This window comes from Pseudomonas sp. LBUM1660 (assembly GCF_059695935.1).
This window is the reverse complement of the sequence record NZ_CP166795.1, coordinates 2,729,778-2,749,542: the sequence shown is the minus strand read 5'-3', so window position 1 is coordinate 2,749,542 and position 19,765 is coordinate 2,729,778. Positions and strand designations below refer to the sequence as shown.

General features: G+C 59.0%; 18 protein-coding genes. 12 read left to right on the top strand and 6 right to left on the bottom strand.

Going from position 1 to position 19,765, the window contains the following annotated elements; translation table 11 throughout:
* Positions 1 to 81 precede the first annotated feature (81 nt).
* The 4 genes from ACA068_RS12990 to msrA all read left to right on the top strand — a co-directional run bounded on the left by ACA068_RS12990 (position 82) and on the right by msrA (position 2,743).
* The gene (locus tag ACA068_RS12990; RefSeq protein ID WP_497294106.1) at positions 82 to 501 is read left to right on the top strand and encodes an organic hydroperoxide resistance protein; all 420 of its coding nucleotides are present in this window, start codon (positions 82 to 84) and stop codon (positions 499 to 501) included.
* A gap of 549 nt (positions 502 to 1,050) precedes the next feature.
* Complete coding sequence (locus tag ACA068_RS12985) at positions 1,051 to 1,503, top strand: Ohr family peroxiredoxin (RefSeq protein ID WP_497310184.1); 453 nt, start codon at positions 1,051 to 1,053, stop codon at positions 1,501 to 1,503.
* A gap of 110 nt (positions 1,504 to 1,613) precedes the next feature.
* Positions 1,614 to 2,066 (top strand): Ohr family peroxiredoxin, encoded by a 453-nt coding sequence (locus tag ACA068_RS12980; protein ID WP_497310183.1) that lies wholly within the window; start codon positions 1,614 to 1,616, stop codon positions 2,064 to 2,066.
* A 170-nt stretch (positions 2,067 to 2,236) separates the two neighbouring features.
* Positions 2,237 to 2,743 carry a peptide-methionine (S)-S-oxide reductase MsrA gene (gene msrA / locus ACA068_RS12975; RefSeq protein ID WP_497310182.1) on the top strand — a complete coding sequence of 169 codons (507 nt, stop codon included), beginning with the start codon at positions 2,237 to 2,239 and terminating at the stop codon, positions 2,741 to 2,743.
* Between the two features lie 47 nt (positions 2,744 to 2,790).
* On the opposite strand, the gene ACA068_RS12970 is transcribed toward msrA, so the two are convergent.
* Both ACA068_RS12970 and ACA068_RS12965 read right to left on the bottom strand, forming a co-directional pair.
* The gene (locus tag ACA068_RS12970) at positions 2,791 to 3,879 is read right to left on the bottom strand and encodes a polyamine ABC transporter substrate-binding protein (protein ID WP_497310181.1); all 1,089 of its coding nucleotides are present in this window, start codon (positions 3,877 to 3,879) and stop codon (positions 2,791 to 2,793) included.
* A gap of 38 nt (positions 3,880 to 3,917) precedes the next feature.
* Positions 3,918 to 5,219 carry an NAD(P)/FAD-dependent oxidoreductase gene (locus ACA068_RS12965; RefSeq protein WP_497310180.1) on the bottom strand — a complete coding sequence of 434 codons (1,302 nt, stop codon included), beginning with the start codon at positions 5,217 to 5,219 and terminating at the stop codon, positions 3,918 to 3,920.
* Positions 5,220 to 5,367: 148 nt separating this feature from the next.
* On the opposite strand from ACA068_RS12965, the gene ACA068_RS12960 reads away from it, so the two are divergent.
* Positions 5,368 to 6,252, top strand: coding sequence for a LysR substrate-binding domain-containing protein (locus ACA068_RS12960; protein ID WP_497310179.1), 885 nt, complete (start codon positions 5,368 to 5,370; stop codon positions 6,250 to 6,252).
* Positions 6,253 to 6,373: 121 nt separating this feature from the next.
* Here the strand turns inward: ACA068_RS12960 and ptrR are convergent, their stop codons facing one another.
* On the bottom strand, positions 6,374 to 7,252 hold the full coding sequence (gene ptrR / locus ACA068_RS12955) for a putrescine utilization regulator PtrR (protein ID WP_497310585.1): 879 nt from the start codon (positions 7,250 to 7,252) through the stop codon (positions 6,374 to 6,376).
* A 101-nt stretch (positions 7,253 to 7,353) separates the two neighbouring features.
* On the opposite strand from ptrR, the gene ACA068_RS12950 reads away from it, so the two are divergent.
* Positions 7,354 to 8,745: an aldehyde dehydrogenase family protein gene (locus tag ACA068_RS12950; RefSeq protein WP_497310178.1), complete on the top strand. Its 1,392-nt coding sequence runs from the start codon at positions 7,354 to 7,356 to the stop codon at positions 8,743 to 8,745.
* A 23-nt stretch (positions 8,746 to 8,768) separates the two neighbouring features.
* Here the strand turns inward: ACA068_RS12950 and ACA068_RS12945 are convergent, their stop codons facing one another.
* Together ACA068_RS12945 and ACA068_RS12940 are read right to left on the bottom strand one after the other, a co-directional pair.
* Complete coding sequence (locus ACA068_RS12945; protein ID WP_497310177.1) at positions 8,769 to 9,713, bottom strand: aldo/keto reductase; 945 nt, start codon at positions 9,711 to 9,713, stop codon at positions 8,769 to 8,771.
* Positions 9,700 to 10,986 carry an NTP/NDP exchange transporter gene (locus ACA068_RS12940; RefSeq protein ID WP_497310176.1) on the bottom strand — a complete coding sequence of 429 codons (1,287 nt, stop codon included), beginning with the start codon at positions 10,984 to 10,986 and terminating at the stop codon, positions 9,700 to 9,702. The genes ACA068_RS12945 and ACA068_RS12940 overlap by 14 nt, the downstream gene beginning before the upstream one ends.
* Before the next feature lie 98 nt (positions 10,987 to 11,084).
* On the opposite strand from ACA068_RS12940, the gene ACA068_RS12935 reads away from it, so the two are divergent.
* A complete protein-coding gene (locus ACA068_RS12935) occupies positions 11,085 to 11,873 on the top strand; it encodes an alpha/beta hydrolase (protein WP_497310175.1) in 789 nt (262 codons plus the stop codon).
* 144 nt (positions 11,874 to 12,017) lie between these two features.
* Here the strand turns inward: ACA068_RS12935 and ACA068_RS12930 are convergent, their stop codons facing one another.
* Positions 12,018 to 12,995 carry an NAD-dependent epimerase gene (locus ACA068_RS12930; protein ID WP_497310174.1) on the bottom strand — a complete coding sequence of 326 codons (978 nt, stop codon included), beginning with the start codon at positions 12,993 to 12,995 and terminating at the stop codon, positions 12,018 to 12,020.
* A gap of 608 nt (positions 12,996 to 13,603) precedes the next feature.
* Here ACA068_RS12930 and rfaH point away from each other — a divergent pair.
* From rfaH to ACA068_RS12905, 5 genes are all read left to right on the top strand, one after another.
* Entirely contained in the window at positions 13,604 to 14,140 is a 537-nt protein-coding gene (gene rfaH / locus ACA068_RS12925; RefSeq protein ID WP_497310173.1) for a transcription/translation regulatory transformer protein RfaH, read from the top strand.
* A gap of 27 nt (positions 14,141 to 14,167) precedes the next feature.
* Positions 14,168 to 15,328, top strand: a complete 1,161-nt coding sequence (locus tag ACA068_RS12920; RefSeq protein ID WP_497310172.1) for an outer membrane beta-barrel protein — start codon at positions 14,168 to 14,170, stop codon at positions 15,326 to 15,328.
* Positions 15,329 to 15,340: 12 nt separating this feature from the next.
* On the top strand, positions 15,341 to 15,874 hold the full coding sequence (locus ACA068_RS12915) for a polysaccharide biosynthesis/export family protein (protein WP_403101796.1): 534 nt from the start codon (positions 15,341 to 15,343) through the stop codon (positions 15,872 to 15,874).
* Between the two features lie 2 nt (positions 15,875 to 15,876).
* A complete protein-coding gene (locus ACA068_RS12910; protein ID WP_497310171.1) occupies positions 15,877 to 18,189 on the top strand; it encodes a GumC family protein in 2,313 nt (770 codons plus the stop codon).
* 147 nt (positions 18,190 to 18,336) lie between these two features.
* Positions 18,337 to 19,728 carry an undecaprenyl-phosphate glucose phosphotransferase gene (locus ACA068_RS12905; RefSeq protein WP_497310170.1) on the top strand — a complete coding sequence of 464 codons (1,392 nt, stop codon included), beginning with the start codon at positions 18,337 to 18,339 and terminating at the stop codon, positions 19,726 to 19,728.
* The last annotated feature ends 37 nt before the right edge of the window (positions 19,729 to 19,765 follow it).

The following is a 19,765-nucleotide window of genomic DNA, read 5'->3' as shown; positions in this document are numbered from 1 at the left end:
GGAAAAGTGGGGCCTCTCCCGCTCGTCCGTAACGCGGCGACATAAACGGTGAGGCCCCCAACCCTTTAGCAGGAACCCGTCATGATCAATGAAATCGACACCGTGCTGTATACCGGCAAGACCCACACCACCGGCGGCCGCGACGGCGAATCGAAGAGTTCGGATGGACGTCTGGACATCAAGCTTTCCCCGCCTGGCTCTTCAGGGGCTGGGACCAACCCGGAACAGCTGCTGGCTGCTGGCTGGTCGGCCTGTTTCATCGGCGCGATAGGTAAAGCGGCTGCTGCGCTGAAGGTGACCTTGCCAAGCGGCGTCGCCGTTGATGCCGAAGTGGACCTGGGCAAGTCCGACAACGCTTTTTTCCTCCAGGCACGCCTCAATGTCAGCCTTCCTGGTCTCGATCCTGTCGTCGCACGGGCGTTAGTGGATGCCGCGCATCAAACCTGCCCGTACTCCAAAGCGACCCGTGGCAACATCGACGTCACCCTCAATCTGGTTTAAGCCAGGCCCACATTACGGCCTGCCTTCCCAGCAGGCCGTACCGGGTTGTTCGCTATAGCATTTATCCATCCTGCCGCCCTTGACCAAGGACGAAATCGGTCTAAAAAGTCCGGTTTGCGTTTCGCAGGCTTTGCTATTCTAAAACCTGTAGGTGAAGACGCAGACTGATGCGCAAGAGGATAGCGAGGAAGCGTGGGGCGCGCTCCTAAGGGTACACGGTTAGAAAGATCTCCGAGGTGAGGTCCAGCCCTTATGCCGTGTGAAGCAGGACAGCACAAAACTGTTCTGTCAGAAGCCTGATAAACCTTGTAAGCCAGAGACCAGCGCTGGCCACCTACTCGATTTCGAAGCCCGCCCTGTGCGGGCTTTTTCGTTGTGCGAAGAACCGGGAGCCAATACCACTTCCTTCCCATCCGACCGTTCGTCGCCAAGCAGGCCTCTCCCCTATTGACTTCAATGGGCGGCTGCGCGAGTATTATTTCAATCGCATACGATACAAACGTATACGCCATACAATCAAACCCTACTGCACCTTTGAGGATTCATCCCATGAGCAAGATCGAAAAAGTCCTGGCCTCCGGCAAAACCCACACCACCATGAGCAGCACCGGTACCACTTCGCGCGGCCATAACGGCAGCCTCGACATCGTGCTTTCGTCGCCCGGCAGCGACAAGCCCGTTCATGAATTCAAAGGCACCCAGCCACACCCGAAAGCCGAGCAACTGTTTGCCGGTGCCTGGTCGGCCTGCTACATCGCCGCCGTCGGTCTTGCCGCCAAGCAGCGCAACGTTGAGCTTCCCTCCGATTTGTCCGTCGATATCGAAGTCGACCTGGGTCAGACCGGCGACGCTTACTTCCTCCAGGCACGCCTGACGCTGCGCGCTCCAGGTCTGGATCAGGCCGTCGCGACAGAAATCGCCCACGCCGCCGACCAAATCTGTCCGTACTCCAAAGCAACACGCGGCAACATTGACGTGGCCCTGAACGTTCTCACGGCCTGATACAGCGGGAAGCGTTGATAACAATTGGCTTTCTAGAAACACCATATATGTCGTATGCGACTAAAGCGCATACGAATACAAACCTTATTGAAACATTCAGGTAATCATCCATGAGCAAGATCGAAAAAGTACTGGCCACCGGCAAAACCCACACCACCGCCAGCAGCACCGGCAACACCTCGCGCGGTCACAACGGCAGCCTCGACATCGCCCTCTCGTCGCCCGGCAACGCCCAGCCTGCGCACGTGTTCGCCGCCACCCAGCCGCACCCGGCCGCCGAGCAATTGTTCGCCGGCGCATGGTCGGCCTGCTACACCGCCGCTGTCGGGCTGGTGGCCAATGACCTGAACGTGGTGCTGCCGGCGGACATGTCCGTCGACATCGAAGTCGACGTCGGTCAGACCGGTGCGGAATACTTCCTTCAAGCTCGTTTGACCCTGCGCGTGCCCGGCCTGGCGGACGACGTTGCAAAGACATTGGCGCACACCGCTGACCAGATCTGCCCGTACTCGAAGGCAACCCGTGGCAACATCGACGTGGACTTGAACGTCCTCACGGCGTGATGCACCGCACGGCGGGTTCGACGTTGCCCCGCACGTCGACCCGCCGGAAGGCAGAAACGAGGTTCTCGGGCGCGACCGGTCTGATGCAGAATGAGTTCACGCCACTGCAGACCTCGATCGAGCCCCTGCGCACCAACCTGATCACATCAATGAACACTGAGGAGTAAGCGATGACCACGCAAACTGAAACCGCCCTTCTGGCCGGCGGCTGCTTCTGGGGCATGCAGGATCTGCTGAGGAAACAAAAAGGCGTGCTGTCGACGCGCGTGGGTTACTCCGGCGGCGACGTGCCCAATGCCACGTACCGCAACCATGGCACCCACGCCGAAGCGATCGAGATCGTATTTGACCCGGCCATCACCAGCTTCCGCCAGATCCTTGAGTTTTTCTTTCAGATTCACGATCCGTCGACCGCCAATCGCCAAGGTAACGACATAGGCCTCAGCTACCGCTCGGCGATTTTCTATCTGAACGAAGAACAGAAGGCAGTGGCCAAGGACACCGTGGCCGATGTGGATGCATCCGGTCTCTGGCCCGGCAAGGCAGTCACCGAAATCGCGCCCGCCGGCCCATTCTGGGAAGCAGAGCCGGAGCATCAGGACTACCTCGAAAGACTGCCCACCGGTTACACCTGCCACTTCATTCGGCCGAACTGGACACTGCCCAAGCGCGCATGACGCGGTAAAGCCAGGGTTCCGGCAGCGGAACCCTGGCAGCAGGGCCGTCAGGTATTGGTTTTCAGTTTGGTCCACAACCGTGTGCTCAACCGTGCAATCGCGGCGGGCAGGTCCTCGACGGTGAACAACTTGTCCATCACGTTTTTCGGCGGGTAAATCGCCAGGTCCTGCTTCACCGCCGGATTGACCAGCGCATCCGCTGCCAGGTTCGGGTTGGCATAGTGGATGCTGTTGCTGATGTTGGCGATGACGTCAGGCTTCAACAGATAGTTCATGTAGGCGTAGCCATTTTTCTCGTGGGGCGCACTCTTGGGCATGACTACCATATCGAGCCACAGGGTCGAGCCTTCGTCCGGGATCGAATAGGCGATCTCGATGCCGTTGTTGGCTTCCTTGGCACTGGCGGCCGCTTGCACCACATCACCGTTAAAGCCGATCACTGCACAGACATTGCCATTGGCCAGGTCGCTGACGTACTTGGACGCATGGAAATACTGGACGTAAGGCCGGATCTTGAGCAGCGCCTGCTCGGCTTTCTTGTAATCCGCCGGCTCGTGGCTATGCGGCGGTAATCCGAGGTAGTTGAGAGTGATCGGCAGGATTTGCGTCGGGTTATCGATAATCGCCACGCCACATTCACTCAGCTTTTTGATGTTGTTCTCATCAAAAATCAGGCTCCAGGAATGGGTGACGTCGGTGGTGCCGAAGATCGCCTTGATCTTCTCGACGTTGTAACCAATTCCCGCCGTGCCCCACATGTACGGATAGCCGTACTGGTTGCCCGGGTCATTGACCTCGAGCTTTTTCAGCAGCGCCGGATCGAGGTTTTTCCAGTTGGGTAGTTGGCTTTTGTCGAGTTTCTGAATCGCACCGGCCTTGATCAAACGCGACAGAAAATGGTTCGAAGGGCTGACCACGTCATAACCGGTATTGCCGGTCATCAGTTTTGATTCCAGGACTTCGTTGCTGTCGTGAATGTCGTAAGTCGCCTTGATCCCGGTTGACTGGGTGAAGTTGCTCAAGGTGTCGTCGGCGATGTAGCCGTTCCAGTTGGAAATATTGACCTCTTCAGCCGCGTAGCTGGCGGCCGAAAACGTCGTGAGCGCAACCATCAGGGAAATAGTAGGGGCCTGCATGTTCAATCACCTTTTTGTTCTTTTGGGGTAACCGGAATCTAGATTTCTGTCCTGGCCCGGATGGCTTCGACGCGCATGCGAAACATCGCGCCGATGTCGAGCAACGGGCGCGGCGGGAGCCAGCCGGGTTGGGCTCTCTCCATCACGGAATCGAGCAACGGCGAGCCAGCACCCGAGGCCAGTTCGGCGAGCAGTCGGCCCCAAAGGGTGCCGCGCGCCACGCCCGAGCCGTTGCAGCCGGCCACGGCAAACACGCCCTCTTCCACCCTGGAAAAAAACGGCTGCCCGGAGCGTGACGCACTCAGGTGTCCGGTCCAGGTGTGCTGGATATCCTGCTCGGTCAGCCACGGGAAACGTCGCTGCAAACCCAGCACATGGTGCTGGCGACGGATAGCCAGTTCATGGCCGGACAAATCCCGCGAACGGTATTCTGCGGTGTTGCGGATCATCACCCGGCGATCGGGTGTCAGGCGCACCGTGGCACCGAGCGGACGGGTGGACAGCACGCCCCAGGGCTCGACACTGCCGATGTTGCGAAACTCTTCGTCACTCAACGGCCGCGTAAGGCTGGCGCTGAGTTCCATGGCAAAGGTGCCACTGTCCTGGATACCCGCGCGCGGCACAAAGGCGTTGAGGCAGATCAGCACCTGCTTCGCCTCAATGCTGCCATCGATGCCGCTGGCCCGCACACGCCCTTTACCCAGACGATCGAGGCCGGTGATGTCGGTGTTTTCGTAGACGGTCACGGTCTCTGGCAGCGCTTCCAGCAAGCCCTTCACATATTTCGCCGGTTGCAGCAACGCGTTGCCCTTGCCGCACCAGATCGCGGCGCGGTAATGCCGGGTGCCGAGTTTCTGCTTCAGCTGCTCGCCTTCGAAATACTCCGCCGATGCGCCGAGCGCCCGCAGGGTGTGCAGCTTGGCGTCGATGTGGGTGAGCTTGGCGGGATCGCTGACGGCGAAGAAATAGCCCGAGTCCCGGAAATCGCATTCGATGCTGTGCCGGGCAATTACCTTGCGCACTTCCGCACTGGCGGCACGGGAAATCGTGGTGTCCACTTCAAACCCGGCAAACCCGGAGTTGCCGATCAATTCATCGTTGGCGGGGTGTTCGTGGGCCACCACAAATCCGGAATTACGCGCCGAAGCGCCTTGCGCCGCGCGTTGCCTGTCGACCACCACGATGCGCGCCTGAGGGTGCATCTGCGCCAGTGCATGGGCGGCACTGAGGCCGGTAATGCCGGCACCGATGATCAGCCAATCGGCTTTTTGCGCGCCGATCAGACCATCACGCGCCGGGGCACTTCCTGCTTGCGCGATCCAGCCACATTCATTATTCATGCGTCACCTGCCTAGACTGTCGTTCTGCTCGCCGGCACATGCGGTAATTGCATAGGCAATGTCTGATGGCGGCGGCTAGGGCTAGAATCTATTAGGTCTTCGGTGCTACAACCAACGTTATAAACTCATTGAGCCATTCATAAAACGCATGGATAAGATTCGTCACGTTCCTTCCCTGCAAGCCATGCAGGCCTTGGTGGAAGTTGCTGATTCGGGCAGCTTCACCCAAGCGGCGCATAAGCTCTGCCTGACCCAAAGCGCCGTCAGCCGGCAAATACAGCAGCTGGAAAGCCACTTTGGTGTGCCAATGTTTGTCAGGAGCAGCCGCAGCATTCGCCTGACACCGGAGGGCGAACAGGTGTTGGCCTGCGCACGCACTATTCTCGATCAACTGAAAACCCTTGAGGATCGGCTGTCTCCGCAAAAACGCCCGTTCCGCATCCGCATGCATGTGTCGCTGGCGGTGCGTTGGTTGTTGCCGAAACTGAGCGATTTCTATCGCTGTCACCCGGACATTTCCCTGTCGATCGAAACCGTTGCGACCGAGATTGTCGAGCCGGCCAGCGACAGCGACGCCTACATCCTCTACCTGCCCGAACCGTCCAGCGATTCCGCCTGCCTGACCCTGTTCGAGGAAGCGCTGGTGCCGGTGTGTGCACCCGGCCTGGCCAGCGCAACCCGGCCGCTGGCGTCGGTGGAGGACCTTGTGCGCTTCCCGCTGCTGCACCGTTCGGCTGACCAACAGGCCTGGATCGAATGGCTGGCCGCCAATGACGGCAAGCCGCTGGAGGACTATCGGCACATTCCCTTCAACCTCGACGAGTTGGCGCTTGATGCGGCAGCGCGTGGGCTTGGGGTGGCGGTGACCGATCTGACCCTGGCGCAAGAATCGATTGATCGCGGGGTGCTGGTCGTTCCGTTCGGCAGCCCGTTGAAGACCCGAGGCGTCTATTCGCTATGCCTGCAACCTTCGGCGGCGACTCATCCGGCGTGCGCGCAGGTCATGCAGTGGTTCGCAACTCAGGCTGAATGATGCAGGTATGGATACCTGTGGGAGCCAACCTGCAGGCGATGAGGGTGTGTCAGTCAAAGAATTGGTGACTGTCAGACCGCTATCGCGAGCAGGCTCACTCCCACAGGGTTTTTGTGTTTATTCAGGTTTCTGGCTGTACTTCACCGCGCTCTTCCAGCAAGCGCACAAACATGGTCAGGCTCTGGGACACCGTCCCTCTGCGCCACACCAACCAAGTGCGCAAATACCGGAAGGACGGCGACAATGGCCAGACACTCACCGTGGTGCAGCCCGGCATGCTTTCGAGCATGCTGCGCGGCATCAGCGCCAGGCCGGCTCCGGCGCTGACGCAGGCCAGCATGCCGTGATACGACTCCATTTCGAAGATTTTGCCGGGTACTGCCGAGTCCTTGGCGAACCAGCTTTCGAAGTGGTGGCGGTAGGAGCAATTGGAGCGGAACGCATAGATGTTTTCGCCGTTGACCTCCCGCGCGCGGTGGATCGGGGCATGGTTGAGCGGCGCGATCAGCACCATTTCTTCCTCAAATGCCGGCACGCCTTCCAGTGCCGGATGCAACACCGGTCCGTCGACAAACGCAGCGGCCAGTCGGCCCGACAGCACACCGTCGATCATGGTCCCGGACGGTCCGGTGGACAGGTCCAGCTCGACCTTGGCGTGCTTTTGGTTATACGCGGCCAGCAGCTCGGGGATGCGCACCGCCGCCGTGCTTTCCAGCGACCCTAGCGCAAAGGTGCCCTGGGGTTCCTCACCGGCCACCGTCGCCCGGGCTTCCTGCACCAGATCGAGAATCCGCCGGGCGTAATCGAGAAAACTCCAGCCCGCCGGCGACAGGCGCAGGCGGCTTTTCTCGCGGATAAACAGGTCCACGCCCAAATCTTGCTCCAATTGCTTGATCCGTGTCGTCAGGTTCGACGGCACTCGGTGGATGTGTTGGGCGGCCACGCTGATGCTGCCGTGTTCGGCCACTGCTTTGAAAATTTCCAGCTGAACCAGATCCAACGTCATTCTCCAAACGTGAACGATATGCTCAGCATTATTCAGTTTCAAGAAAACAAACGCCACCGTAACCTGAGCGTATTCCCACCTAGCAGGACGGTGCCATGACCAACGTTTCCAACCTCACCCACGCCATTTCGATCAACCCCGCCACCGGCGAGCAGATCGGCCACTACCCGTTTGGATCCGATTCGGCGCTGCAGGCTGCACTGTCCCGTGCCGCTGCCGGATTCCGCGTCTGGCGCAGCACAGCGGTTGCGCAACGCTCACAGCTTTTGATCGCTCTGGCGCAAGCGTTACGCGGTAACGCCGCAGCGATGGCGAACATGATTACCCTGGAGATGGGCAAGCCAATCACCCAGGCCCGCGGTGAAATCGAAAAATGTGCCCAGCTCTGCGAGTGGTACGCCGAACACGGCCCGGCCATGCTGACCGCCGAGCCGACCCTGGTTGAAGGTGGCAAAGCACGCATTGAATATCGTCCGCTCGGCCCGATTCTCGCGGTGATGCCGTGGAATTTCCCGATCTGGCAAGTGCTGCGTGGCGCCGTTCCTGCGCTGATCGCCGGCAACACCTACGTGCTCAAACATGCGCCAAACGTGATGGGCAGCGCTTACCTGCTGCTGGAAGCCTTCAAACAAGCCGACTTCCCTGAAGGTGTGTTCGAGGTCATCAACGTCACGCCGGAGGGTGTTTCCACGGCGATCGCCGATCCGCGCATCGCAGCGGTGACCCTCACCGGCAGCGTGCGCGCCGGCATGGCCATCGGCGCGCAGGCCGGTGCTGCGTTGAAGAAATGCGTACTGGAACTGGGCGGTTCGGATCCTTTCATCGTGCTCGACGATGCCGACCTCGACGAAGCCGTCAAAGCCGCCGTGATTGGCCGTTATCAGAACACCGGGCAAGTCTGCGCAGCAGCGAAACGCTTGATCATCGAGCAAGGCATCGCCGAGGAATTCACGCGCAAGTTCGTCGAAGCCACGCGCAAACTGGTGGTCGGCGATCCACTGGCTGCCGACACCTACATCGGCCCGATGGCTCGCTTTGACCTGCGTGATGAACTGGATCAACAGGTGCGCGACACCCTGGAAGAAGGCGCGACGTTGTTGCTGGGTGGCAAAAAGGCTGACGGCCCGGGCAACTTCTACGAGCCTACGGTCTTCAAGGATGTCACCGACCAGATGACCTCGTTCAAGCAGGAACTGTTCGGCCCGGTGGCCTCGATCATCACCGCGCGCGATGCCGCCCATGCGCTGGAACTGGCCAACGACAGCGAATTCGGCCTCGCCGCAACGATCTACACCGGCAACGTGGAACGTGCCCAGCAGATGGCCGGCGAACTGGAAACCGGCGGCGTGTTCATCAATGGCTACTGCGCCAGCGATCCGCGCGTCACCTTCGGCGGCGTGAAGAAAAGCGGATTTGGCCGCGAGCTGTCGCACTTCGGCGTGCGCGAGTTCTGCAATGCGCAGACGGTGTGGCTGGATCGCCGCTGATCGTCTCCAGCGATAACTTGCGCCTAACCGACGATATCGATCAATTGCTCGCGCTGCGCACCGGTCAGCATCGGCCCGAAACCGGCGCCGGCGTTGTCCGCCATGTAGCGCGGGTTGCCGGTGCCGGGAATCACGCAGGTCACCGCTGAATGCGACAGCAAGAACTTCAGCGTCATCTGCGCCCAGCTGTTGACCCTCACGTCCGCCGCCCAGCGCGGCAAGGGTTTGTCCTTCAATCGGGTAAGCAGGTTGCCGCCGCCAAACGGCCGATTGCAGATCACCGCCACGCCGCGCTCGCGACATAGAGGCAGGATGCGTTTCTCGACGCCACGGTCATCCAGCGCATAGTTGATCTGCAAGAAATCCAACGGTTCAGCCTTGAGCACCGCTTCCACCTCGTCATAGGCCGAGGCCGTGTAATGGGTGATGCCGATGTAGCGGATGCGCCCTTCTTCCTTCCATTTGCGCAAGGTCGGCAGATGGGTTTGCCAGTCCAGAAGGTTGTGGATCTGCATCAGATCGATGCGATCGGTTTGCAGCAGTTTGAAGGACTGCTCCATCTGCGCGATGCCTTCTTCGCGGCCACGGGTCCAGACCTTGGTGGCCAGGAAGGCCGGCGAACGCGGCTCATAAATCGACAGTAACTCACCGGTCGTCTGTTCGGCCCGCCCGTACATCGGCGAGCTGTCGATCACCGTTGCGCCTTTCTCGAACAACGCACGCAGAACGGCGGGCAACTGCTTGTAGGCGGGGCTCGACGGCTCGACATCAAACCCGCGATAGGTACCCAACCCGACAATGGGCAATGGCTCGGAGCTGGAAGGAATGGCGCGGGTCAGCATGTTCTTGCCTCCTGTGTCCTTCGACGGCGTGGTTGCAGCAAAGGCTGGGCCGAAGGTGAAAACCGCCGAAGCACCGGCAGCCAGCGTGAGTATTTGGCGACGCGTGTATCCATCAGTGTGGCTCATGGAATGGCCCTTCCACCTTTTTGCTGTCAGCCCGTTGTTCCTGGCGCCTGGCGAGCCACAGGCATAACCAGCCCCACAGCCCGGCAAACGGCACGATCACCAGCGCCACCAGACCAAAACCGGCGCCCAGTGCCGTCAAGCCGACCGACAACCAGCCACTGGCGGCGTCTCCACCGCGGTACACCAGGGTTTCGATCACATTCTTGGCCTTGTACTTTTCCTCGCGGCTGACCACGGTCCACAACACCTCCCGTGCCGGCCGCACGATGGCGAACTCGACCGCACGACGCAGCCCCTGCGCCAGGGCGACGGTGGCGGGCACGGGCGCCAGGGCCATGGCGGTAAACGCCACGATGGTCGCCAGCGGCAATGCCACCAGCGCCCCGCCGACACCGACCAAACGAATCAACGGTGCTGTCAGCAGCAGTTGAAAGATCAAGGTCAGCGCCGACACGATCAAATCGACCACGGCGAAGAATTGCGTCCGGCTGGCCACATCAGCATAGCTACCCGCCACAATCCGTCCCTGCTCGAAATACAACAAGGTCGCGGCGCTGGTGTGCAGCAGCATGAACAACACCAGCCCCAGCAGATAAGGCGAACGCACAATCAACGTGATCCCGGCCAGAATGCTGCCGCCCATGCGTCGATCATCCAGCAAGCGGCTGCCGGACTGCGATCGGGTCCGAGAGAGCAGCGCCCGATAGCAGCGCACCGCGACTTCCAGCAGTAGCGCCGCCGCGACGGTCAACGCCACCGGGCCCAGGCGCGCGGCCATGGTTGCCGCGAGCAACGGCCCGATGAACGTGCCCAGGGTGCCACCCGCCGCGATGAACCCGAACAGCCGTCGTCCTTGTTCGCTGGAAAACCGGTCGACCAGCACGCTCCAGAAAATGCTGACGATGAACAGGTTGTAAATACTGATCCAGACAAAAAACACCCGCCCGACGGCGACCGGCGCGATGTGATTGGCGATCAACACACCAAACACCAGCATCGACGCGGCGATCACGCGATAGATCAACGGCACGAAACGCGTGGCCGGCAGCCGCGACGCCAGCGCACCAAACACCGGGACCATCAACAGCATCACCACGAAGGTCGCCGTGAACAGCCACTGTAATTTGTCGGCACCGCCCTCAAGGCCCAAGGCATCGCGCAGCGGTCGCACCAGGTAATAACTGGCCAACACGCAGAAATGGAACGCAAACCCCAGCATCAGGGCGGTTCCTTCGCCGGGCTGGACGTCGAGCCACTTTGCAGCGATGGGCATGGGCGCCCTCCTCTGTAGCCGGGCTCTGTGCCCCGCTACCGATGAACTAAACTCTGGCACCGATCCAGTGGATTGGGTTCCTGAGCCCAGAGCCGTCAATGTCGCCCACTAAAGTTAGCCGAATGCCACGAACCCTGGTGTTAATCGTCGTCATCCTGGCCGCGTTGTACCTGGCGCTCTGTGCGGCGCTGTTCGTGTTTCAGCGCGCGTTGATCTACTTCCCGCAGCCCAGTGCCATCGAGACACCCGAAACGCTGCTCAAGCTGACGGTAGACGACGCGGACGTGCGGGTGTCGGTCAGGCCCCACGACGGGCCGAAGGCGTTGATTTATTTCGGCGGCAATGCCGAAGATGTCTCTCGCAACCTGCCCGGGTTCGCCCAGGCTTTCCCGGACCATGCGATCTATTTGCTGCACTATCGAGGTTTCGGGGGAAGCTCCGGCTCGCCTTCGGAGGAGTCGATTCAGCGCGATGCCATGACCTTGTTTGACAAGGTCTACGACGCTCATCCGCACATCGCCGTGGTCGGGCGCAGCCTCGGTTCGGGGGTCGCTGTGCGCCTCGCCAGCCAGCGCCCGGCCTCGAGCCTGATCCTGATTACGCCTTACAACAGCCTGGAAGATCTCGCCGTGCGCCAGTTCCCGTGGTTCCCGGTGAAGTGGCTGCTACAGGAGCGCTTTGAATCCTGGAAGTACGCGACGCACATCACGATACCCACGCTGCTGATCGCAGCAGAGCACGACGAAGTCATACCGCGCTCAAGCACGGAACAGCTCTACTCGCATTTTGCCAAGGGCGTGGCCACGCTGCGGGTCATCCCGGGCGTGGGCCATAATTCCATTTCCGAGAGCCCCGAATACCTGAAATTACTCGGCGATGAGTTGTGAACCTCGTATCTGCGCAGGCGGAACACCATGATAGTCAGACCCAAACCGACTTTTCTCAACGTAGCGAGTGCGATAGCGCTGGGAGAAACACAGCGACCTCCGGCACTCGAACCGGTGGATTTCGTGTTGGGGTGAAGCAACGACTCAGACCTGATAGAAGTCGCGATACCACTGCACAAATTGCCTCACGCCTGCATCAACCTCCGTGTGGGGCGAGAAACCGACCCAGTCTGCCAGCGCCGACACATCGGCCCATGTCTTGATGACATCGCCCTGTTGCATCGGCAAATAATTGCGCTGCGCTGTTATGCCCAACACCGTTTCCAGGCATTCGACAAAATCGAGCAACGCGACCGGTTTTCCACGCCCGATGTTGAAAATACGGTTGACGCCAATAGCCTCGTTGTCCGGGACCGGCGGCTTCGGAAGCAACCGGGCGATGCTTTCGACAATGTCGTCGACATAGGTGAAGTCACGCGCCATCTGGCCATGGTTGAAGATATCAATCGGCCGGCCCTTGAGCATCGCTTCGGTGAACGTGAACAGCGCCATGTCAGGACGCCCCCAAGGACCGTACACAGTAAAAAAACGCAGGCCGCTGGCGCGAATCCCATAGAGATGGCAGTAGCTGTAGGCAAGTAATTCATTGGCGCGCTTGCTGGCGGCGTACAGCGAAACCGGTTGATCCACCGGGTCGTCGACGCTGAACGGGAGTTTGCTGTTGGCGCCATACACCGAACTGCTCGACGCATAGATCAGGTGCGCAGGCCGATAGTGTCGGCAGGTTTCGAGCACGTTCAGGAATCCCACCAGATTCGATTGCGCATACACATCCGGGTTGTCCAGCGAATAACGAACCCCCGCTTGCGCCGCCAGATGCACGACCTCGGTGAACCCACTGTCTTTGAATAACGCCATCAAAGCCGGTTTATCGACAATATCCATCGGCTGAAAACGGAAACCGTGCAATTCGCTCAGTTGCTTGAGCCGAGCGTGTTTCAATTCCACGCTGTAATAATCGTTGAGGTTGTCGATACCAACAACTTCTCGCCCATCCAGGCACAATCGTTTGACCGTGTGATACCCGATGAAACCTGCCGCGCCAGTCACGAGAATAGTCATAATGCCGCCCCCTTGCCCAACTACAGGTAGTTAGTTATAGCGTTGCAATTACAATGGATCCAGATTTCATAACAGGCCCCATTATTGGGGTATCATCCCGGACTGCCCTGCCCCTCTGACGACTATTAATAGCTAAAAAAGTTTAATCCGCCCGGCGGAAATTAAATTGGCTTTAAAAACAATTGGTTGCGCAATAGCGGCCGCACTATTGGATGGAAGGCATGTTTTTTGACAAGGAACGTTTGACAGTTTGTCGAGAGTGGTCAATAAATACACGGCGTGATGAAACAGGATACGCGTGCAGTTTGTTCGTTTATCGCTGATCATCAGACAACTTCTGAAGTCTTTGTTTTTTGCGGCCCCTTCGTATGGACCGTGCGGTAGCTTTGTCTTCAGATTACGATTCAAGCTATATATCCGACAGGCTGTCAGATATAGCGCATAGTCATTACCCCAGTGTTACGCCCATGTAACACACCCTGACTCATTATTGACACACACCCCCGCACTACACACAAAAAAAATAACGCTGCCTGACCTAACTACTTCTCGGGTCTTAATAGAGCCACTGCCTGCCTAAACTTTCGATCTTTACGGAGTTTACCAGCATGCTAGCAATCCGTTCCGAACGCTCTAACTGGTACCTTCTGCAATGCAAGCCTCACCAGGATGAACGTGCCCATCTCAACCTGCTTCAACAAAACTATGTCGTCTTTCACCCCCAACTGTTGAGTGAACGCGTGATTCGCGGCAAACAACAGCAGGTGCGGGAATCCCTCTTTCCTGGGTATCTGTTTATCCATCTTGGCGGTAATGACAACTGGGCGCCCATACGCTCTACTCGGGGCGTCAGTCGTTTCGTCGAATTCAATCATGGTCCTGCGACGGTGGCCGAGAACGTCATCGAGCATCTGCGTGCGCGCTGTTTCGATTCAACGATATCCCACGATGACCCACCCCTTACGCCCGGCGACCACCTGCAAATAATCCGCGGCCCACTGTCGACACTCGAGGGGGTTTTCATCACCTCCCACGGGACTGAGCGCGTCATGATCCTGCTGCAGTTTCTAAATCGGGACCAGGCGATCTGCATGCCGTTAATTGATCTCGAACGTCAGCACCCCTCGCTTCAACCCAATATCTGACTGATAGCTTATTCCAGGAGCCATGACATGGCCTTGAATTCACGCTGCCCTTTTGCACTGATCATGGCCTCCCTCTACCCTGGATTGGCCTGGAGTATTGATCCGGCACCTATTGATGTTTACGGGTTCGATTTCACTCCCACCTTTCTGTTTTCAGAAAGCTATGACGATAACTTTCGAGAATTGGAGAACAACAAACAGTCCTCGATGATCACGAAGCTGGCGCCCTCCTTCGAACTCAAGGCCGAAGATCGCAACAGCGCCACCCGACTGACCTGGCAACCCACCCGTTACATTTACCACGACGAGTCGGATGCCTCGAACACCGCACAACGGGTGCGGGCGGACAGCATCATGGAGTTCACCGACCGGCACCGTCTGAAGCTCGACGCCGAGTATCGAAAATACGAGCGCACGGAATCGACGGCGGTCGAAGGCGTCAATGACAAGATCAACAACAAACGGGTGGGTGGCCTTTACACCTATGGCGCCAAGAGCGCTGACAACCAGATCGATTTCGGCGCGAGTTACGCGGAACTTCGCTACGACAACGCCGACGGCGTCAATGACGACAAAGAGCGCAATACCACCGCCCTGACCAGTACCTGGTATCACCGCATCGGTAGCAATACCCGTGGCCTGCTCGAGTACGACCACACCAATTTTGACTATCTGGAACCCAACAGCCCGCGCAGCAGCAAATCCAACGCGGTACTTGCCGGTGCCGTCTGGGACATTACCGCAAAGACCACCGGTAAAGTCCGTGTCGGTTATGAGAAAAAGGACTTCGACAGCAGCGAATCCAAAGACCTCGACAACCCCACGTGGCAAGTGGACTTGCAATGGAAGCCCCGCACTTATTCAACGTTTACCTTTGTGGCCCGCCAGGCCCTCGCCGAGGGGGACGATGGTGCCGATGCCGTCAAGTCCACCTTCACCCAGGTCGGTTGGCGCCATGGCTGGACCGAACGGATCACCACGGTGGCACAAGCCGGGTACGGTCGTTATGTCTACGAAGGCCAAAGCCGCACGGACAACTTACAGGACTACAACCTGGCCGTGGTGTACGCGATGCGTCGGTGGCTGGATATCGAACTTGGCTATCGGTTCCGCGATAACGACTCCGATGCCGACAACGAAAGTTTTACCCGCAACGTGGTTCAGATCAGTTTTAACGTAAGCCTCTAAGAGGGTTTCGACATGAACTCACATACGCTTGGCTTGTTGTTCGCACTGGCGGTTGTACCCAATACGTATGCAGCAGACCCCGGCACTCAATACAAACTGGCCGCTGGCGATGTCTTGCGCATCATCGTGTTCGGCGAGCCGGAGCTGAGCATTAAAAAAATCCGCCTCAGCGATGCCGGCACATTTTCGTATCCGTTCCTGGGTGAGATTTCCGCCAAGGGACTCACACCCGGCCAGGTCGAAAAGATCATCGTCAACGGGCTTAAACAAGGCTATCTGAACGACCCGAAAGTCAGCTTGAGCCAGATCGAATACCGCTCGTTCTATATCAACGGCGAAGTGAAAAAACCCGGCAGCTATCCCTTCATACCCGGATTGACCCTGGAAAAAGCCATCGCTCTGGGTGGTGGACTGACCGAGCGAGCCTCCATCAAACGCGTGACCATCTTGCGCGGTGATGACGGCCCGACCCTCACCGATGAGGTCACGCGAAACACCACGATTGCCCCCGGCGACACCATTTCCATTGCACAAGGCTTTTTCTAATCATGGACAACAGCCCTAGCACCTACGTCGAACGTCCTCTTCAAACGCATCTGCATCAGCAGTACAGCGAAGACAAGGACACCATTGATCTTCTCAAACTCTGGAGGGTGATCTGGCGTGCCAAATGGAGCATCGGCTGGCTGGTCCTGCTGAGCGGTTTGCTGGCGGCCGTTGTGGTCTCGAACATCACGCCGCAATACGTCGGCAGCACCACCTTGCTGTTCAATGATAAAACACCGCCGCTGATGTCCTTCCAGCAAGTCAAGGACTCAGGCAGCAACGCCACTGATTACTTGCAGACACAACAAGCGCTCCTGCAGTCGCGGGACCTTGCCGAACGAGCGGTGAAAAAACTCGAACTGACGACCAACCCGGTCACCGACCCGCGCCAGCAACCGAAGCCATGGTTCACGCCGCGCCAATGGCTGGCCGACCTTGACCTTGATCAATGGATCCCGGGACTGGGCCTGTTGATGCCGGTGAAAGATACGCCAAGCGAAGAAGATGTCTTCAATCAGGTCACGCAGAACCTCATGCTGCACACCAGCGTCAAGTTCGTCGGCAAGAGCCAATTGCTCGAAATCGAGGTCGAACTGCCAGACCCTGTTCTGGCGGCTGGGGCGGCCAACGCGCTGGCTCATGGCTTTACCGACAGCCAGCTCGACACCAGCGAAAAGTCCTCGCAGACCACCACCGCGTGGATGAACACACGACTGGTCAAGCTGCGCGACAACCTGCGTATTGCCGAGAAAAAGCTTCAAGGCTATCGGGAGGAGCAAGGCCTGGTGGACGTTGGCGGGGTTGCCACCATCAGCGCCAACGAACTGGAAATGACCGGCAATCGCATGGTCGACGCCCGTCGCAACCGCGCCGAAGCCGAGAGTGAATACCGGCAGGCGAAAGCCCTGAGTAACGGCGACCTGAGCCGACTCTCTAGCGTACCGGCGGTTTTGAGTAACCCGCTGGTCCAGCAATTCCAGGCGGATCGGGCCAAGGCGCAAGCCAAGGTCGATGAACTGTCCGGACGCTATGGTCCGAAACACCCCAGCCTGATTTCCGCACAGTCGGAATTGCGCGCCGCCACCACCAGCCTGCAATTGCAGGTGCAGCAGGTCGTCGCCGGGATCGAACGGCAATACCAGCTGGCCTCGGCCAGTGAAGCTTCGCTGCGCCAATCCTTCAACAGCAACAAGGCTCAGATCCAGGACATCGCCCGCAAGGAATTCCAGTTGCGCGAGTTCCAACGTGAAGTCGACAGCACCCGCGCACTGTATGAAACCTTCGTCACCCGCTTGAAGGAAACCGCGGCCACCGCCGACATGGACTCCACCAAAGTGCGCATTGTCGACCCGGCGATTGTGCCTGTGGAAGCGAGCAAGCCCCGTAAAACATTGATTGTGGGGATCGTCGGGTTAGTGGCAGCGGTGATCGGTGTCGCGTTGGCGCTGCTCTTCGACAGCCTGAGCAACACCTTTAAAACCGACGAGACGATTGAAAGCACGCTTAACATTCCTCTGCTCAGCGTGGTGCCGTTGGTGATGAAGAAAAGTCGTCGGCAACTGGCGCGCTTGTTCGAAGACAACGACAACCCGCGCTTTTCCGAGACCATTCGCAACCTGCGCACCTGGCTGATGTTGCAGAGCAGTGATATGCCGTCGCAAGTGGTACTCGTGACATCGACCGTCGCCGGTGAGGGTAAAAGCACCATTGCCACCAACCTGGCCAGTTCCCTCACTTCGCTGGAGCGAGTGTTGCTGATCGATGCTGACATGCGCCAGCCAACCCTTTCGCTGAACTTCGATTTTCCGCCTGACAGCCCGGGGCTGGCCAATGTCATTGCGGGCACCGCCAGGCTTGAAGACTGCATCGTTTCGGTGGGCAATCTGGACATGCTCCCGGCCGGCATGGTCATGCCCCCTTCGCGGGATCTGTTCACCGCGCCGCGCCTGCCTTCCCCCGCCGAATCGCTTAACCCGTCACGCCAGCCTCCGCCGCAGGATCTGCTCAGCTCGCCGCGCATGGCGCGCATGCTTGAGGCGCTGAAGTCGCGTTACCGCCACATCATTATCGACTCACCGCCTGCGGAAATGATCAGCGATGCACTGTTGCTGGCCCAGCATTCGGATGCGGTGATCTATGTGGTCAAGGCCGACAGCACGCCGATCAGTCAGGTGCAGAGGGGCATTGCCATGTTGCAGCAGAGCCATGTGTCGGTATTTGGCACCGTGCTCAACCAGGTAGACCTGCGCAAGGCGCGCAAGTACGGCTACCACCATTCCAAGACGTTTTATAACTACGACTTCGCCCCCCGGTAACGGCCGACGTTCGAGCCTGTCGCTACCCCTCTTTCTGCCACCACAACACGTTGCTTCACCTCTGCCGAGCTACGGAAAAGCCTGCGGGAGCCACGCCGTGCGCGTCCATCAGCGCTGATGCATTAATTCTGCCTTGAGGTTAAGCCCATGACACCGCTCTATACCGCTCACATGACACACCGCCGAGGCCTGACGTTCTGGGGCCAGTGGGTGTGTGCGTTGACGCTGGCGACCTCGTTGCTGATGCTACTTGTGTATTGGCGCGTCGGCAGCCTGACCAGCGAATACCGCATCCTGTTGATTCTGACCGTGCTCGGCTCGGTGCCGATCTACAGCGTGATGCAGGTTTACCACAAGCGTCATGGCCTGGTGGTCGGGCTCGGCCGCTTACTGGCCGGCTGGTTGATCCTGCTAGCCGTTCTGGCGGCTATTGCGTTCATTACCCAGACCAGCGCGATTTACTCGCGTCAGGTCATCGTGGTCTGGGCGGTGCTGGGTTTCCTCGTCCAGGCGATGAGTTTTCTGCCACTGCATTACTTCGCCCGACTGCACTCGCGGATGGTCTGCAACGAGCGTCGTTCAGTGATCATCGGAACCTGCCCGACCGCCCATGAGCTGGCGAAAAAACTCTCCAGACCGAACCGCGCGCTGGCACTGGGGTTCATCGCCGCCGCCGATGACAGCGGCCCGGCCCCCAGCATTCTGCCGCTGCTCGGCCACGTTGACGCCATCCGCGAAATCATCACGCGCCTGGAGGTACGCCGCGTCTACATTGTCCTGACGATGGCGCATGCCGCCACCATCGAAGCGCTGTACATCGACCTGCTGGACATGAATGTCGATGTGGTGTGGATCCCGGATTTCGGCAGCATGGTATTGCTCAACCATTCGATCTCGGAAATCGAGCGAATGCCTGCGATTTACCTTAACGAGAGCCTGATCAGCTCGCACCCCGCCAGCCTGTTCTGCAAGGACCTGTTCGAACGCAGCCTGGCCGCCCTGGCCATTATTGTGCTCAGCCCGTTGCTGTTGGTGGTGGCGGCTACCGTCAAGCTGACCTCCGCAGGCCCTGTGCTGTTCAAGCAGAATCGTCACGGTTGCAACGGTGAAGTGATCAAGGTCTGGAAGTTTCGCTCGATGCGCGTCCATGACGATCTCGACGTGCATCAAGCCACCCGTGACGATGAACGCGTCACACCGTTCGGCCGCTTTCTGCGCCGCAGTTCCATCGACGAACTGCCACAACTGTTCAACGTATTACTCGGCCAGATGGCCCTGGTCGGGCCTCGCCCGCATGCCGTCACCCACAACGTTTACTACACCGGCAAGGTGCGCGCCTACATGGCCCGGCATCGCCTCAAGCCGGGCATCACCGGGTTGGCCCAGGTCACCGGGCATCGCGGGGAAACCGAGACGGTGGAAAAGATGCAGCTACGCGTCGCCCAGGACCTCAACTACATCAACCAATGGTCGCTCTGGCTCGACATCAAGATCCTCATCAAGACCCCCTTCACGTTGTTCTCGAAAAACATCTACTGACCCCTGCCCCATCGTTGATCACTGTCACGCCGACCCG

Bases quoted from the DNA above. Each gene is read 5' to 3' on its own strand.
- ACA068_RS12990 (WP_497294106.1), top strand. From the start codon at position 82: ATGATCAATGAAATCGACACCGTGCTGTATACCGGCAAGACCCACACC.
- ACA068_RS12985 (WP_497310184.1), top strand. From the start codon at position 1,051: ATGAGCAAGATCGAAAAAGTCCTGGCCTCCGGCAAAACCCACACCACC.
- ACA068_RS12980 (WP_497310183.1), top strand. From the start codon at position 1,614: ATGAGCAAGATCGAAAAAGTACTGGCCACCGGCAAAACCCACACCACC.
- msrA (WP_497310182.1), top strand. From the start codon at position 2,237: ATGACCACGCAAACTGAAACCGCCCTTCTGGCCGGCGGCTGCTTCTGG.
- ACA068_RS12970 (WP_497310181.1), bottom strand. From the start codon at position 3,879: ATGCAGGCCCCTACTATTTCCCTGATGGTTGCGCTCACGACGTTTTCG.
- ACA068_RS12965 (WP_497310180.1), bottom strand. From the start codon at position 5,219: ATGAATAATGAATGTGGCTGGATCGCGCAAGCAGGAAGTGCCCCGGCG.
- ACA068_RS12960 (WP_497310179.1), top strand. From the start codon at position 5,368: ATGGATAAGATTCGTCACGTTCCTTCCCTGCAAGCCATGCAGGCCTTG.
- ACA068_RS12950 (WP_497310178.1), top strand. From the start codon at position 7,354: ATGACCAACGTTTCCAACCTCACCCACGCCATTTCGATCAACCCCGCC.
- ACA068_RS12945 (WP_497310177.1), bottom strand. From the start codon at position 9,713: ATGAGCCACACTGATGGATACACGCGTCGCCAAATACTCACGCTGGCT.
- ACA068_RS12940 (WP_497310176.1), bottom strand. From the start codon at position 10,986: ATGCCCATCGCTGCAAAGTGGCTCGACGTCCAGCCCGGCGAAGGAACC.
- ACA068_RS12935 (WP_497310175.1), top strand. From the start codon at position 11,085: ATGTCGCCCACTAAAGTTAGCCGAATGCCACGAACCCTGGTGTTAATC.
- ACA068_RS12930 (WP_497310174.1), bottom strand. From the start codon at position 12,995: ATGACTATTCTCGTGACTGGCGCGGCAGGTTTCATCGGGTATCACACG.
- rfaH (WP_497310173.1), top strand. From the start codon at position 13,604: ATGCTAGCAATCCGTTCCGAACGCTCTAACTGGTACCTTCTGCAATGC.
- ACA068_RS12920 (WP_497310172.1), top strand. From the start codon at position 14,168: ATGGCCTTGAATTCACGCTGCCCTTTTGCACTGATCATGGCCTCCCTC.
- ACA068_RS12915 (WP_403101796.1), top strand. From the start codon at position 15,341: ATGAACTCACATACGCTTGGCTTGTTGTTCGCACTGGCGGTTGTACCC.
- ACA068_RS12910 (WP_497310171.1), top strand. From the start codon at position 15,877: ATGGACAACAGCCCTAGCACCTACGTCGAACGTCCTCTTCAAACGCAT.
- ACA068_RS12905 (WP_497310170.1), top strand. From the start codon at position 18,337: ATGACACCGCTCTATACCGCTCACATGACACACCGCCGAGGCCTGACG.